Origin of the sequence: Micrococcus sp. Mcc89 (assembly GCF_024519795.1) — a bacterium.
Lineage (GTDB): Bacteria > Actinomycetota > Actinomycetes > Actinomycetales > Micrococcaceae > Micrococcus > Micrococcus luteus.
In genome coordinates this window covers 1-13,672 of the sequence record NZ_JALJRI010000085.1, presented here as the reverse complement: position 1 = coordinate 13,672, position 13,672 = coordinate 1, and the positions used below count along the sequence as shown (strand labels likewise).

The following is a 13,672-nucleotide window of genomic DNA, read 5'->3' as shown; positions in this document are numbered from 1 at the left end:
TCAGCGCACCCCCAGGCTCAGTCCCGGCAGGAGGGTGTCCGGGTTGAGGTTCACGTGGCCGACGCCGGGCCGGCCGTCCCGGGTGAGGTGGCCCTCGAGCATGAGCGCGTCGAGGCGGTTGAGGATCAGGCCCTCGCGCAGCGCCCACGGGCAGATCTCGAGCTGGGCGATGCCGAACGTGCGCATGGCCGTCAGCGCGACGATCGCCCCCGCGAACACCTGGTGCGCGCGCACGTCCGAGACGCCGGGCAGCTCCGCCCGCTCCGCGACGGTCATCGCCGCGAGGCGGTTCACCCACAGGTGCAGGTCGTCCGCGCGCAGGTGCCGCTTCACGAAGGGGCCCGCCGCCGACGGCGCCGCCCCGGTGATCCGGGCGAGGGAGCGGAACGTCTTCGAGGTGGCGGTGACCACCACGGGCGACTCGATGCGCGGGAAGGCCGTATACGCCTCCTCGAGTCGCTTCTCCACGTGCTTGCGGAGCTTCTTCACCGCCTTGGGGCTGGGCGGGTCCTCGAGCACCCAGTCGCGGGTGAGGCGGCCGGCGCCCAGCGGCAGGGACAGGGCGTGCGAAGGCAGCTCGTCCTGGCCGTAGGCGATCTCGAAGGAGCCGCCACCGATGTCGAAGTTCAGGATGGAGCCGGCGCCCCAGCCCTGCCAGCGGCGCACGGCGAAGTACGTCATGGCCGACTCCTGGTCCCCCGTGAGCTCGGAGAGGTGCACACCGGTCTCGGCCTGCACGCGGGCCAGCACGGCGGCACCGTTCGCGGACTCGCGGATCGCCGAGGTGCAGAACGAGATCATGTCCTCCGCCCGATGCTCCTCCGCGAACGCGGCGGCCTCCCGGACGAAATCCACGAGCTCCCGCTGTCCCTCCTCCGTGATCGCCCCGTCGGCGTCCTGGTAGCGGATCAACGGAAGGGAGCGCTTGTGCTCCGCGTAGGCGACGGGGCGGGCCCCCGGGTGGGCGTCCACGAGCAGCAGGTGGACGGTGTTGGATCCGATGTCCAGGACGCCGAGGCGCATGGCGCTCAGGCCTTCTTCCGCGCGGTGGTCTTCTTGGCCGGGGCCTTGCGGGCCGCCGGCTTCTTGGCACCGCCGCGGGTGGCCGGGCCCTTGGCACGCTTGTCCGCGAGCAGCTGGTAGGCCTCCTCCGCCGTGAGCTCCTCGGGCTGACGGCCGCGCGGGACGGTGATGTTGGTGACCCCGTCCGTGACGTACGGGCCGAAGCGGCCCTCCTTCACGGTGACCTTCTTGCCGGAGACCGGGTCCTCGCCGAACTCGGCCAGCGGCGGCTTGGCGGCCCCGCGGCCACGCTGCTTCGGCTGGGCGTAGATCTCGAGGGCCTGCTCCTGCGTGATGCTGAAGATCTGGTCCTCGGACTCGAGCGAGCGCGAGTCCGAGCCCTTCTTCAGGTAGGGCCCGAAGCGGCCGTTCTGGGCGGTGATGACCTCGCCCTCGGCGTCCGCGCCCACGACGCGCGGCAGGGACATCAGCTGCAGCGCCTGCTCGAGGGTCACGGTGTCCACGGACATGCTCGTGAAGAGGGAGCCGGTGCGGGGCTTCTCCTTGGCCGGCTTCTTCTTCGGCTTGGGCTTGCCGTTCTTGTAGTACTCGGTGGGCTGCGCGTCGAGCCAGGCCTGCAGCTCCTCCTCGGTCATCTCGGGGATGACCTCGGTGACGTAGGGCCCGTAGCGCCCGTCCTTGGCGACGACGGTCCGGCCCGTCTCCGGGTCCGTGCCGAGCTCGCGCTCGGAGGGCTGGGCGGTGGCGAACAGCTCCTCGGCCTTGGCCGGGGTGAGCTCGTCCGGGGCCAGGTCCTCGGGGACGTTGGCGCGCGGCGGGGTCGCGCCCGCCTCCGCGTCGGCCGGCAGCGACCGCTCCAGGTACGGACCGTACTGGCCCACCCGCAGGGTGATGTCCTCGGTGATCGGCAGCGAGTTCACGGCCCGCGCGTCGATCTCGCCGAGGTTGTCCACCACGTGCTTGAGGCCCTCGACGCCCTTCTCCGTCTCCGCGGCGGGGGCCCCGAAGTAGAAGGTCTGCAGCCAGGCCTCGCGGCCGAGCTCGCCCGCGGCGATCCGGTCGAGGTCGTCCTCCATGCGGGCCGTGAAGTCGTAGTCCACGTACTTCGCGAAGTAGTCCTCGAGCAGGCCGATCACCGCGAACGCGGTCCACGACGGGACGAGCGCGGTGCCGCGCTTGGACACGTAGCCGCGGTCCATGATCGTGGAGATCGTCGGGGCATACGTGGAGGGCCGCCCGATCTCGCGGCGCTCCAGCTCGGCGACGATCGACGCCTCGGTGTAGCGGGCCGGCGGGGAGGTCTCGTGCCCGGTGGCCTCGATCGGGTCACCGGTGAGACGCTCGCCCTGGGCCACCTGCGGCAGGCGGCGGTCCTTGGCCTCCGCGTTCTCGCCGTCGACCTCGGCGTCCCGGCCCTCCTCGTACGCGTCGAGGAAGCCCTTGAACGTGATGACGGTGCCCGAGGCACTGAACTGCGCGAGGCGGCCGTCCTGCGCGGCGGCCGAGAGCCGCAGCGTGGCGGTGTAGCCCTTGGCGTCGGCCATCTGCGAGGCCACGGTGCGCTTCCAGATCAGCTCGTACAGGCGGAACTCGTCCGGGCGCAGCTCGGCCTTGACCTGGGCCGGGGTCCGGAAGGAGTCCCCCGCGGGCCGGATGGCCTCGTGGGCCTCCTGCGCGGTCTCGTTGCGCTTGGCGTAGACGCGCGGCTGGGCCGGCACGGCGTCCGCCCCGTAGAGCTCGGTGGCCTGGCGCCGGGCGGCCTGCACGGCCTCCTGCGAGAGGTTCACCGAGTCCGTGCGCATGTATGTGATGTAGCCGTTCTCGTACAGGCGCTGGGCCACCTGCATGGAGACGCGGGAGCTCATGCGGAGCTTGCGGGCGGCCTCCTGCTGCAGCGTGGAGGTGGTGAAGGGGGCGGCCGGACGGCGGGTGTACGGCTTGTCCTCCACCGAGTCGACCGTGAAGTCCGCCCCGCGCAGACCCTCGGCCAGCGAGCGGGCGCCGGCCTCGTCCAGGTGGGTCACCTTCTTGCCGGCGGAGGCCTTGAGCCGCCCGGCGTCGTCGAAGTCGCGGCCCGTGGCCACGCGCTGGCCGTCCACCGTGCTGAGGCGGGCCGTGAACGAGCTGCCCACGGCGTCCGCGGCCTGCGCGCCCTCGGCCACCGTGAAGGTGCCCTCCACGCCCCAGTAGTGGGCGGAGACGAAGGCCATGCGCTCCCGCTCGCGCTCGACGACGAGGCGGGTGGCCACCGACTGCACGCGGCCCGCCGAGAGCCCGCGGGAGACCTTGCGCCAGAGCACCGGCGAGAGCTCGTAGCCGAACAGGCGGTCGAGGATGCGGCGCGTCTCCTGGGCGTCCACGAGGGCCGTGTCCAGCTCACGGATGTTCTCCAGACCGCGGCGCACGCCCTCCTTGGTGATCTCGCCGAAGGTCATGCGGTACACCGGCACCGTGGGCTTGAGGGTGTCCAGCAGGTGCCAGGCGATGGCCTCGCCCTCGCGGTCCGCATCCGTGGCGAGGTAGAGGGCCTCGGCGTCCTTGAGCTCGCGCTTGAGCTCGGTGACCTTCTTCTTCTTGTCCGGGTGCACCACGTAGTACGGGGTGAAGCCGTGCTCCGTGTCCACGGCGAACTTGCCGAACGGGCCCTTCTTCATCTCCGCCGGCAGGTCCGAGGGCTTGGGCAGGTCGCGGATGTGCCCCACGGAGGAGTCCACCACCCAGCCCTCGCCCACCGCGTTGAGGTACTTCGCGATGGACTTGCTCTTGGCCGGGGACTCCACGATGACCAGCTTCTTGCCCGAGGGCACGGGAGCGGTCACGGAAGCGGGGGGAGTGGACAACGGGTCCTCCTGGGACGGGATTGCTGCGGATCCGGGGCCGACGCGAGCCGACCCGCGTCCGCCGCGGACGGACGTCCCCACATCGTAGGGCGCGCTGACCACGATAACGCCCGGCGTCCCCGCGCCCGCCACCGCCCGATCGTCAGCCCTCCACCAGGAACCCGTCCTCGTACAGCTCCCGCAGCGCGGCCAGCAGGCCGGCCCGCCCGACGTCGTCCAGCTCCAGCAGCGCGGCGACCGCGCCCACCAGCTGCCCCACGGACAGCTCGCCGTCGGAGGCGGACAGCACGCCCGCCGTCGCGGTGTCCAGGCGCGCCACGCGCCGGAACCCGGAGCCCTGCCGGGCCAGGATCACCTCGGGGTGCTCCGCCCCGAACCGCTGGTGCCGCTCTTCCGTGACGTCCGCGGCCACGCGCAGGTGCAGGCCCCGCAGCGCGGCCAGGGCCGGGTCCCCGACGGCGTCCCCGGCCCCGGCGCCCGCGGCGAGCCGGTCCCGGCGGGCGACGGCGGCGGCCCACGCGGCGCCGAGGGCCTCGTCCACGGGCTGGGTCAGCTCCTCGGCGACCACCCACCCCCGGCCCTGGGAGCCGTCCGCGGCGGGCCGACGCAGCCACACGTGTCCGAAGCCGACCCCGGCCACGCCGCGGGCGTCGAAGTCGTCCAGGTAGCCGCGGTAGGCGGCCTCATAGGCGGGCGGGTCGAGCTCGAGCGAGGAGTCCTGCAGCCACGTCTCCGCGTAGCCCGCGGGGTCCTGCCGGTCGCGCTGGAGGAACCAGGCCTGCATCCCCGGCGCCACCCACGAGCGCGGGCGCGCGTCCCACGGTGCGGTGTCGGCGTCGGCGGTGTCCCCCGCCGGGATCTCCCAGTTGGCGAGCAGCTGCGCGGTGCCGCCCTCGGCGAGCACGTCCGGCAGGGCCGCGATCAGCTCCGCGACGATCCGGTCGCCTTCGCGGCCGCCGTCGCGGTAGGTCAGCACGGGCGCGTCCGGGTCCGTGCGCGGGGTGATCACGAACGGCGGGTTCGAGACCACGAGGTCGAACCGCTCCCCCGTCACCGGCGCCAGCAGATCGCCGGCCGCCAGCCGGACCCGGTCCTCGAGCCGGTCCCGGTCGAGGCCGAGCACGTCCGCGTTGAGCAGCAGGTTGAACCGGGTGAATGCCAGGGCCCGCTCGGACAGGTCCGTGGCGGTGACATGGTCGGCGTGGGCGAGCAGGTGCAGGGTCTGGATCCCGCAGCCCACCCCCACGTCGAGGGCGCGGGCCACGGGACGGCGCTGCGTGGCGCCGGCGAGCGTGAGGGAGGCCCGGCCGACGCCGAGCACGTGCTCGGGAGGCAGCGGGCCGCGCCGCTGCAGGGCCGTCAGGTCCGAGGCGATCCACATCCGGCCCGGCTCGTCCGCCTCGTACGGCGAGAGGTCCACCGCGCCGCGCACGCGCCCGTCCGGCCCCTCGACGACGAGCCCGGCCGCCACGGCCCCGGCCAGGCCGAGGCGGGGCAGCGCGGCGTCGAGGTCGGCGGCGGGGACGGGGTCGCCGAGCAGCCAGGCCCCGACGGCGGCGGCGAGGCCCCGCGTGCCGTACCGGTCGCCGGGGCCGGCTGCGTCGTCGTGCCGGCCGGGGCCCGCCAGGTGACCGGCGACGACGCGGCGGGCGGCCTCGGCGTGCTCGCGGTCCAGGGCGAGCGTGGCCACGGGTCCGAGCAGCCCCTCGACGGCGGCGGTGGTGAACGGCAGGGCCGCCAGGTCCGCGGCGAGGGCCACGGCCGTGGCCGGGGTCAGCCGCGGGGCGGGGGGCGACGGGGGTGTCGGGACGGGACTCATGCCTCGGTCCTCTCGGCGGGGGGGGGGCGGGGGGCGCAGACAGGACAGCGGTGCTCGGGGTCGTCGGCGGCGCAGGCCGCACAGCGGACCTCGAGCGTGGTGCAGGCCGGGTCGGCGCAGTTGCGCAGCGCCGAGGTCGGTGCCTCGCACGTGACGCACCGGCCGATGGTCTCGGCGTCGGCGGTGAAGCGGGTGGACAGGCGTCGGTCGAACACGGCCAGCTCGCCCCGCCACAGTCCGGCGTCGCCACGGGCCTCGCCGTAGCGGACGATGCCGCCGTCGAGCTGGTAGACCTCGGCGAAGCCGCGGTCCTTGAGCAGGGCCGAGAGGACCTCGCAGCGCACGCCGCCCGTGCAGTAGGTGATCAGCGGCGCGTCCTTGAGGTGGTCCAGGGCCCCGGAGTCGACGGCGGCGAGCAGGTCGCGGGTGGTGTGCGCGTCCGGGACCACGGCCCCGTCGAAGCGGCCGATGGCCGCCTCCACCGTGTTGCGGCCGTCGAGGAAGCGCACGGGGTTCGCGGTGCCGGCCCGCTCGGCGACGAGCGCGTCCACCTGGGCGGGGGTGAGCCGCTCCCCCGTGCCGACGACGCCGTCCGCGTCCACGGTGATGCGCTCGGGGGCCCCGAACGCGACGAGCTCGGGCTTGACCTTGACGGAGAGGCGGGGGAAGTCCGCCGCCGAGCCGCCCGACCACTTCACCTCGAGGTCCCGGAACGCCGGATGCTCCCGCGTGCCGCGCACGTAGCGCTTGACCGCGTCGACCGGTCCGCCGACGGTCCCGTTGATCCCCTGCGGCGACACGATGATCCGGCCGGTCAGGCCGAGGGACGCCGCGAGCGCGCGCTGCCACAGCCGCACCGCCTCGGGGTCGGCGAGCGGGGTGAACCGGTAGTACAGCGCGATGCGGGAGAGGGCGGCGGTGCTCATCGAGGTCCAGGCTAGTGCGCGGCCCCGGACGTGACGGCCGTGAGGGACGGGCGGGGCCTGGCCCGCACCGGCCACACGCCTTACCCTTCAGACATGACTGAGCATCTGGATCCGGCACTGGTCGACATCTGGTTCGCGGCCTGGTCGCGATCGCGCGGCTACCGCACGAGCCAGGAGGCGGGGCGACGCGCGGCCCTGCGCACCCCTCGCCCCGCCCGCATGATCCCCGGCGGCTCCGGTCGCGCCACGGTGGACGTGCCGGCCACGTGGGAGCACGTGGTGGTGAACCCCTCCCGCGCGGAGCTGGAGGACCTGCGCGAGGCGCTGCGGGACCAGGAGCAGATCCTGCTCACCGTGTTCGGCGACGCCGGTGAGGACCCGAAGGCCATGGGCCTGAAGTCCCAGGCCGAGCCGGAGCGCTTCATGACCATGGACATGGACCCCGAGCTGCAGGACGTGGAGCCCCCGCTGCTGCCCGAGGGCTATGAGGCCCGCGTGGACCAGCCGATGGAGGGCAGCCGTCGCCTGCGCATCCTGGCCGTCGGCGCCTCGACCGCGCCCGAGGGCGAGGAGGAGCTCGCCGCCCTCGGCTGGGTCACCGAGGCGGACGGCACCGCCGTCTACGACCGGATCTGGACGTCCCCGAACCACCGTCGCCGCGGCCTCGGCTCCCTCGTGATGCGCTACCTCACCTCCGAGGTCATGAGCGAGGGTGAGATCAGCCGCGGCCTGCTCGTCGCCTCCCCGGACGGCCAGAAGCTGTACCGCCACCTGGCCTGGACCGACCTCGGCCCCGTGTCCATCTGGGGTCGCGGCCTGGTCGAGGACAACCCCACCGCCGAGCACACCGGCACCATGGGGGCGTGACCGGCCACCTCCCGGAGCACGATCCCTGGGCGGATCCCGCGGGCGGCTGGGGGCAGCCCGGCGCGGCGGACGCCGCGCCGCCCGTCGACGACGCTGACCCGGACTTCTCCGGACCGGAGCCGCAGCCCGTCGGTGAGGTGGTGGCCGACGTCGTGGCCGGGCTGTCCGTCACGGCACCCGGCGACCTGCGCCCGGACACCCCGGCGGGGGCCGGACTCCGTGCGGCGCTGGGCCGGACCGGGCTGCCCGAGCAGATCCGCCACGTCACCGAGCTGCCCGCACGGCAGGCCCGGCACACGGACTGGCCCGCGGACGCTCCGGAGGGCCTGGTCGGGGCGTTCGCGGCGCGCGGCGTCGAGCGGCCGTGGCTGCACCAGGTGCGGGCCGCGGCCCTGGCCGGCGCGGGGACGCACACCGTGCTCGCCACGGGCACGGCGTCGGGCAAGTCGTTGGGCTACCAGCTGGCGGTCGGCACCCGGTTGGCCGCCGACCCCCGGGCCACCGCGCTCTACCTCGCCCCCACCAAGGCCCTCGCGGCGGACCAGCTGACCTCCTGGCGCGCCCTCGAGCGGGACGGTGCCCCGGGGCTGCGCGCGGCCCCCTACGACGGCGACACCGCACCGCAGGATCGGATCTGGGCCCGCGAGCACGCCACCGTGCTCATGACCAACCCGGACATGCTCCACGTGGGGATCCTGCCGCACCACGAGCGGTGGGCCACGTTCTTCCGGAACCTGGCGTTCGTGGTGGTGGACGAGTCGCACACGTACCGGGGCGTCTTCGGCTCGCAGGTGGGCATCCTGCTGCGCCGGCTGCGGCGCATCGCCGCCCACTACCGCGGGGACCGGCCGGAGACCGTGTTCATCGGGGCGTCGGCGACGTCGGCGGATCCGGCCGGGCACTTCGCCCGGCTGATCGGGGCGCCGGCCGCGGCGGTCACGGAGGACGCGTCCCCGCACGGGGCGGTCACCGTGGCGTTCTGGGAGCCCGAGCTGACGGACCGCCGGGGCGAGAACGGCGCGCCCGTCCGGCGCTCGGCGATGGCCGCCGCCGCCGACCTGGTCACGGACCTGGCCCTGCAGCAGGTCCGCACGCTGGCGTTCATCCGCTCGCGGCGCGGGGCCGAGGCCATCGCGAGCGCGGCCAAGCGGCAGCTCGAGGAGGTCGAGCCGGGGCTCGGCACCCGGATCGCGGCCTACCGCTCGGGCTACCTGCCCGAGGAGCGGCGGGAGCTGGAGGCGGACCTGCGCTCGGGTCGGCTGCTGGGCATGGCCTCGACGCCGGCGCTGGAGATGGGCATCGACGTCGCGGGGCTGGACGCGGTGGTGGTGGCCGGCTGGCCGGGCACCCGCGCGTCGTTCTTCCAGCAGATCGGCCGCGCCGGGCGCGGCGGCCAGGACGCGCTCGCGTTCTTCGTGGCCTCGGACGACCCCCTGGACACCTTCGTGGTGGACCACCCGGAGGCCGTGTTCGACCTGGGGGTCGAGGACACCGTGGTGGACCCGGAGAACCCGCACCTGCTCGGCCCGCAGCTGTGCGCGGCCGCCGCGGAGCTGCCGATCACGCCCGAGGCGTTCGGCTGGTTCGGGGAGCCGGAGCGCGTGCGCGCCCTGCTGGACGTGCTGGTCGATCAGGGGCTGCTGCGCCGTCGGCCGGCCGGCTGGTTCTGGACGCACCCCGAGCACGCCGCCGGCATGGTCTCCCTGCGGGACGACGGCGGTGGCCCCATGGACATCATCGACGCCGAGTCCGGCGCCCTGCTGGGCACGATGGACTCGCCCCAGACCCATTACCAGGCGCATCCCGGCGCGGTGTACGTGCACCAGGACCGCACGTACCTCGTGGAGGAGCTGGACGAGGACGCGCACGCGGTGGTCGTCACGCGCGCCTGGCCGGACTTCACCACGCAGGCCCGGGACGTCACGGAGATCGAGATCGTGGCGGTGCACCGCCGCCTGGACGCGGGCGAGGGCACCCTGCGCTGGTGCCTCGGGGACGTGCAGGTCCGCACCCAGGTGGTGTCCTTCCAGCGCAAGGCCCTGGTCTCCGGGGAGGTGCTCGGCGAGGAGCCCCTCGACCTGCCGGCGCGGGACCTGTTCACCTCGGCGGTGTGGTTCCAGGCGGCCTCGGACGAGCTCATCGCCGCGGGTCTGACCACGGACCGCCTGCCCGGCGCCCTGCACGCGGCCGAGCACGCGATGATCGGCATGATGCCGCTCGTCGCCTCGAACGACCGCTGGGACATCGGCGGCGTCTCGATGGTCCTGCACCCGGACACCGGCTCCCCCGCCGTGTTCGTCTACGACGGCCGGCCCGGCGGGGCGGGCTTCGCCGAGCGCGGCTTCGAGCAGGCGCGGCGCTGGGTCGAGGCGACGGCGGGGGCCATCGCGGCGTGCGAGTGCGCGGAGGGCTGCCCGTCCTGCGTGCAGTCCCCCAAGTGCGGCAACCGCAACAGCCCGCTGGACAAGGCCGGCGCGCTGACCGTCCTGCGGTTCCTGATGGACCACGCCGATCACCTCGTCCCGGCGGACGCCTCGACCGACGGCTCGGGCGGCGCCTCCTCCGGCGGGGCCACGGACGCGGCGCCCGGGGCCTGAGACCGCGGCGGGCCCGCGACGGCGTCGGCCGTGGCCGCCGGCAGCGGGGCGCGGGCGAGCTCGACCGCGACGCGCACGGTCCCGTCCTCGCGCATCTCGCACGCCACGACGACGGCCCCGTTGCGTGCGGCGGTCCGCCCGGCCAGCGCGCACGGCTCATGGTCGGAGAGCCCGCGCCGGGCGTCGGAGGCGGCGAGCGCCGCCAGGTCGGCGGCCCCGGCCGCCCGGGCGCCGGTGACCGAGGCCTGCCCCAGCGCCGCGACCGCCAGCAGCAGCCCCGCCCCCAGGGCGGCCGTGCCCAGGACGGACACGGTGCCCGAGCCTCGTTCGCCCCGCGCGGGCGCCCTCCCGCGGGTCATGACCGGTCCTCCGGCGAAGCGGCGGGCGTTCCGGGCCGCTGGTCGGGGGCGGCGGCGTGCGCGGTGAGGGTGAGCACCTCGGCCCAGGCGAGCGGCCCGGGGCCGGGCTGGACGACCTCGACGGTCACCCACCCGCCCTCGACGGTGTGCGAGAGCGAGGCATCGTCGCCGGCCATGCGCGCCACCGCGTCCCGGGCCGCCGCCTCGTCGTCGCCCCGGGCGAGGATGCGGGCGGCCGACGCCGCCGCGTCCTGACCCCGCACCTGCTGCACCGCGGCGGCGCCGGCCAGCAGGACGGATACGAGCACGAATGCGATCACGGGCAGCAGCACCGCGTACTCGGCGGTGACGGCCCCGGTCTCGCCGCCCCGGAGCGCCCGGGGCCGCCCCGCCGTCCGGGCGCCCGGGCGGCGCGCGGACGGCGGGGCGGAGGCCGGGTGCTCAGTCACGCTGGAGCGCCCCGGTGACGAGGTCCACGAGCAGCGACTGCACGTCCGGGCTGGTGAGCACGACGGCCAGCACGCCCGCGAAGCCCACGGCGGCGAGCGTGAGGATGCCGTACTCGGCCGTGATCGCGCCGGTCTCCTCGCCCGCGGCGTCGACGACGCGGGCGAGGCGGTCGCGGTCGCTGGGGCGGGTGACGGCGGGCTGGGCGGTGTGGGAGCGGTGGGTCATGGTGGTCCTCCTGGAGTGGGCCCCGCGGTGCGGGGCGGTGGTGACGGCCCGGCCGGGCCGCTGGTCCCAGGCTGGCCCGCTCCGGGGCCCGCGCGCCGGGGGCGATGCGGATCCGGGGATGGGCCGGGGCGATCGGGGCCCTGTGCAGGACCGGACGCCCTGGCGTCGCCACGGCCTCAGCCCGGTCCCGCCCCGAGCAGGGCCATGACGACGGGCACCACGCCCCAGCACACGAAGGCGGGCAGCAGGCACAGCCCCAGCGGCATCACCAGGCGCACGGCGAGCTCCTCGGCCGCCCGTTCGTCGGCCCGCCGGGTCTGCTGACGGACGGCAGCGGCGGTCTCGGCCAGCGTGCGGGCGCCGGCCATCCCGGACCGGTGCAGCGGTCGCAGTCGGGCGGCGGTCTCGGTCCACACCGGGTCCGTGTCGAGGCCCGCCCACGCCTCGTCCCAGTCCCGGCCCCAGAGCAGCAGCGCCGCCGTGGCGCGCAGGTCGCGGGCGCCCGGCAGGGTCCGGCCGAGGTCGTCCAGCGCGGCGGGCAGGGATCGGCCGGCGCTGAGCAGCGCCGCCAGCACGTCCAGCACGACGGCGGCGCCCACGGCCGCCGGCTCGCGCGCGGCCGAACGCAGCAGCAGGCGCGTCCAGGACCGCCCGGCCAGCCAGAACAGCAGCCCCACCGCGGCGACCACGGCGCCGAAGGGCGAGCGGACCAGGTCCCACGGGGAGGTGCCGAGCAGCCACGCGAGGCCGAGGCCGCCCAGGGGCAGCCACTGCAGCAGTCGGGACGTCGCGCCCGGCCCCGCCGCGGCTGAGCGGCGGGCCCGGGCCGCGTCCACGTCCGCCTCGAGGCTGTGGGCCAGCCGCCGGGCCACGGCTGCGGGGGCCGCGCCCGCCCGGGCCCCGGCCGCGAGCGTCGCGTCGACCAGCGCCCAGCCCGGGTCCCGTGCGGGGGTCCGCCAGGACGGGGTCCCGCCGCGGCGCGCCGCCTCCCGGTGCAGGGTGGCGTCATGAGCCATCGCGTCCCCCGCCTCCACATCCCAGGCCAGCGCCTCGGCCCGGCGTCGGGCGCGGTGATGGGCACAGCATGCGGCACCCGCCTCGCCCGGGCCCGACCCGCAGGCGGGCAGGGTGCACGCGGTCTCCCGCCAGGCCTGCTCCTCGGTCAGGCCGGCCGAGACGAGGGCGGCCCAGCGGCGCAGCGCGCCGACGAGCACCTCCGTCTCCTCCTCCGGCCTCGCCCGCCCCGCCCGCCAGGGCAGCAGCGCCACGGCACGCCCAGCGCGCGACCGTCGTGCCTGCCCGGCCGCCGTCGTGGTGCTCATCGGCCGCTCCGCACCGCCAGCCGGGCCGCGAGCGCGGGCACGCCGGGTCCCTCGACGGTCCGCCCGCCCGTCGCCTCCGCCCCGGGCAGCCACGTGAGGGCGGGCAGCAGGGCGAACCCGTCGGCGCGCGGGTCCGGGACGGCGAGCTCGACGGGGTGCCGCCCGTGGCCGTCGCGAGCGACGTGCAGCACGGCGTCCACGCCGGCGCGGGCCTGCGCGGCCACCGTCTCGGGCCGCCAGCCGGCCAGGGCGGCCATGGCCGTCAGGCGGGCGGGCACCTCGGCGGCGGCGTTGGCGTGCAGGGTGCCCCACGCGCCCTGGTGTCCCGTGTTCAGGGCGGTGAGGACGTCGGCCACCTCGGCGCCGCGGCACTCGCCGACCACGAGCCGGTCCGGCCGCATCCGCAGGGCGTGGCGGACGAGCTCGGCCAGTCCGACCTCGCCGGCGCCCTCCGCGTTGGCGGCGCGGCACTGCAGGGCGACCACGTGCGGGTGATCGGGTGCGGCCTCGGCCGTGTCCTCCACGACGACGATCCGTTCGTCCCCCGGCACCCGGCCGAGGGCCGCGGAGAGCAGCGTGGTCTTGCCCGCCCCGGTCGCGCCGCTGACCAGGACGGTGGCGCGGTCGCGCACGAGCGCCTCGAGGGCGTCGGCCCAGAGGGCGCCGTCCGGCCAGCCGTCGGCCAGCGCGGCCAGCGACGGCGTCGTGGCGGCCGGGATCCGCAGGCTCAGCAGGGTGCCGCCGCCGCTGACCGGGGGCAGGACCGCGTGGACGCGCACGCCGCCCACGCGGGCGTCGGCCAGCGGCACCGCCGCGTCGAGGCGGCGGCCGGCCCGGTGCAGCAGCCGCACCGCGAGCGCCCGGGCGGTCTCGGGGTCGAGCCGATCGGGGCGGCGGACGAGGCCCCCGTCCCCGTCGGTCCACACCGCGCCCGCGCCGTCCACGAGCACGTCGGTCACGCCCGGGGTGCGCACCCAGGGTGCGAGCGGGCCGAAGCCGTCGAGCTCATCGACCAGCGCCGCCACGCGCGGGTCGTCGATCGGCACGTCGAGGGCCTCGGCGATCAGCGGGGCCAGCGGCGGCTCCGCGCCGTCCGCGGCCGACGCACGGGCCTCGGCCACGCGCCGGCGCACGACGGCGGCGTCCAGCCCGTCGGGGCCCGCTGCGGGTGCGGCGAGCGGCGGCGCGGCGACCCGCGTGCGTTCCGGCTCGGCCGGGCCGGTGCGGGGCCACAGGAACCGCCG

At 76.1% G+C, this 13,672-nt stretch carries 11 protein-coding genes; 2 read left to right on the top strand and 9 right to left on the bottom strand.

Going from position 1 to position 13,672, the window contains the following annotated elements; all coding sequences use genetic code 11:
* The 4 genes from NR072_RS08745 to NR072_RS08730 all read right to left on the bottom strand — a co-directional run bounded on the left by NR072_RS08745 (position 1) and on the right by NR072_RS08730 (position 6,608).
* On the bottom strand, positions 1-1,023 hold the full coding sequence (locus NR072_RS08745; RefSeq protein WP_036341216.1) for an exopolyphosphatase: 1,023 nt from the start codon (positions 1,021-1,023) through the stop codon (positions 1-3).
* A gap of 5 nt (positions 1,024-1,028) precedes the next feature.
* Positions 1,029-3,863 (bottom strand): type I DNA topoisomerase, encoded by a 2,835-nt coding sequence (gene topA / locus NR072_RS08740; protein WP_256836889.1) that lies wholly within the window; start codon positions 3,861-3,863, stop codon positions 1,029-1,031.
* Positions 3,864-4,005: 142 nt separating this feature from the next.
* Complete coding sequence (locus NR072_RS08735) at positions 4,006-5,682, bottom strand: methyltransferase (protein ID WP_256836887.1); 1,677 nt, start codon at positions 5,680-5,682, stop codon at positions 4,006-4,008.
* On the bottom strand, positions 5,679-6,608 hold the full coding sequence (locus NR072_RS08730) for a rhodanese-related sulfurtransferase (protein WP_256836886.1): 930 nt from the start codon (positions 6,606-6,608) through the stop codon (positions 5,679-5,681). Before NR072_RS08730 ends, NR072_RS08735 begins: the two co-directional genes overlap by 4 nt.
* Before the next feature lie 93 nt (positions 6,609-6,701).
* Here NR072_RS08730 and NR072_RS08725 point away from each other — a divergent pair, with 93 nt between their 5' ends.
* Positions 6,702-7,475: a GNAT family N-acetyltransferase gene (locus NR072_RS08725; protein ID WP_185194444.1), complete on the top strand. Its 774-nt coding sequence runs from the start codon at positions 6,702-6,704 to the stop codon at positions 7,473-7,475.
* Positions 7,472-10,072, top strand: coding sequence for a Zn-binding domain-containing protein (locus NR072_RS08720; protein ID WP_256836883.1), 2,601 nt, complete (start codon positions 7,472-7,474; stop codon positions 10,070-10,072). The genes NR072_RS08725 and NR072_RS08720 overlap by 4 nt, the downstream gene beginning before the upstream one ends.
* On the opposite strand, the gene NR072_RS08715 is transcribed toward NR072_RS08720, so the two are convergent.
* From NR072_RS08715 to NR072_RS08695, 5 genes are all read right to left on the bottom strand, one after another.
* On the bottom strand, positions 9,988-10,431 hold the full coding sequence (locus tag NR072_RS08715) for an Rv3654c family TadE-like protein (protein WP_306231031.1): 444 nt from the start codon (positions 10,429-10,431) through the stop codon (positions 9,988-9,990). The genes NR072_RS08720 and NR072_RS08715 overlap by 85 nt on opposite strands.
* Positions 10,428-10,880: a TadE family type IV pilus minor pilin gene (locus tag NR072_RS08710; protein ID WP_044658882.1), complete on the bottom strand. Its 453-nt coding sequence runs from the start codon at positions 10,878-10,880 to the stop codon at positions 10,428-10,430. Before NR072_RS08710 ends, NR072_RS08715 begins: the two co-directional genes overlap by 4 nt.
* On the bottom strand, positions 10,873-11,106 hold the full coding sequence (locus NR072_RS08705; RefSeq protein ID WP_044658881.1) for a DUF4244 domain-containing protein: 234 nt from the start codon (positions 11,104-11,106) through the stop codon (positions 10,873-10,875). Before NR072_RS08705 ends, NR072_RS08710 begins: the two co-directional genes overlap by 8 nt.
* 176 nt (positions 11,107-11,282) lie before the next feature.
* Positions 11,283-12,428 carry a type II secretion system F family protein gene (locus tag NR072_RS08700; protein ID WP_230259718.1) on the bottom strand — a complete coding sequence of 382 codons (1,146 nt, stop codon included), beginning with the start codon at positions 12,426-12,428 and terminating at the stop codon, positions 11,283-11,285.
* Positions 12,425-13,672: CpaF family protein (locus tag NR072_RS08695; RefSeq protein WP_256836879.1), on the bottom strand; the 1,248-nt coding region annotated here is incomplete at its 5' end. The genes NR072_RS08700 and NR072_RS08695, both read right to left, overlap by 4 nt.